Origin of the sequence: Haloferula chungangensis (genome assembly GCF_042664875.1) — a bacterium.
Taxonomy (GTDB): domain Bacteria; phylum Verrucomicrobiota; class Verrucomicrobiia; order Verrucomicrobiales; family Akkermansiaceae; genus Haloferula; species Haloferula chungangensis.
In genome coordinates, this window is sequence record NZ_JBHTBS010000048.1 from 1 (window position 1) to 1,355 (window position 1,355).

General features: G+C 51.8%; 1 protein-coding gene. It reads right to left on the reverse strand.

Features of this window, described 5'->3' with window-relative positions:
* Positions 1-765: 765 nt before the first annotated feature.
* A complete protein-coding gene (locus ACFQY0_RS21100) occupies positions 766-1,143 on the reverse strand; it encodes a hypothetical protein (RefSeq protein ID WP_379717010.1) in 378 nt (125 codons plus the stop codon).
* Positions 1,144-1,355 lie beyond the last annotated feature (212 nt).

Here is a 1,355-nt window from a genome sequence, read left to right on the forward strand (position 1 = left end):
CTGCAAATCCGGCCAGCAACATCAGCGGGATCTGGATGGCGAAGGAGAACTTCACAGCTTCCTTAAGCTCCCGACATGGTTTGGAGAGGATCATGGCTTGGCTTCGAAATTTCTGCCGAACGTTTGATGTGGACGCGCGCCCCGAAGGCGGCGCTTCCGACTCAAGGAAAGCAGACCGAAGCACTCCTGGCAATGTCCAACAAAGCCGCTGATTGGCGTCGTCGTCGCACGCCTTGTTGGCCAGGACTTTTCGACTAAAGCTTGGTTGCGGTCTCTTCATTCGCGTAGCCATCTCGTCTAAAATACTTCCGCCATAGGAAGACGGAGCCAGCTACCCCAAAGGCCAAATGGCATCCCATAATGATCCAATACTCAACAAACTCTGGACCAAGTTTACGCCCATCTTGAAGACCTGGGAACTCATAGAAAAGAGACGCAACAAAGACTGTGATAACCAGAAAGGGGAAAACCACGATCTGTCCAAAGGCGAACCCAATCCCTACTGCGCAAAGTTGGCCAAATAATCCAGTTCGCACAAAGAGGCTTTGTTCCCACTTAGCTAGCTGTCTCCTACTATACATTGAGTTTTAAGGGAGGGCTCCACGAGAAGTGATCCGGGGATCTTTTTGGGCCAACGTTTGATGTGATGCCGCGTCCTCAGCGGCCCGATAATCAAAGCAACTCCAATCCCGTATTAGAATCCAAAATTCAACAAAGCGGCTTATCGGCGTCGGCATGCACGGCTTGTTCGCTTCCTTCATTTTGTTAGCGGGCCATTGCTGCGCGAGTGATGGCGTCGGCAAAATCCTCACATTCAGCGATCTTCTTGATCATCGCTTTCGTGCTGAGGTTTGGGTCCGAAACGACATCCATGACCTTGAGGCCCTGTATGACAAACGACCTAAGGGGTGGGATAGAGCAATCAATACCCCTGTTGTCGGAAGCTCGTTCAGCCATCTTGACGCAGCACTCAAAATTGACCATGGCGAACTGCATCCCCAATTCTCGGAAGTGCTGCCGCTCGGCGGATTTGGATGCTCTGTCTGCGGCATTGGCTGCAATCCTAGATCCGATCAGGACACCAGCAATCCCACTTACAGATCCGATTACGGAGACAAGGGCAGTTAAAAAGAGTGGGTCCATGTGATAATATGTGGAATTCTTGCCAGTTCTACAGGCATAGGGGTTGGTTGCGCTCTGATAACCCTATGGCCTTCAATTTTTCTAGCGAGACCCTATGGCTGCCGGTTGATCCGGACACAGCATTTCAGGCCAAATTGAGGGTTGAGAGAGAGGTGGTGTGTCTGGTTCAACTCGTGGGCTATCGCCACGACACGGGGTCGCGGCGACCTATC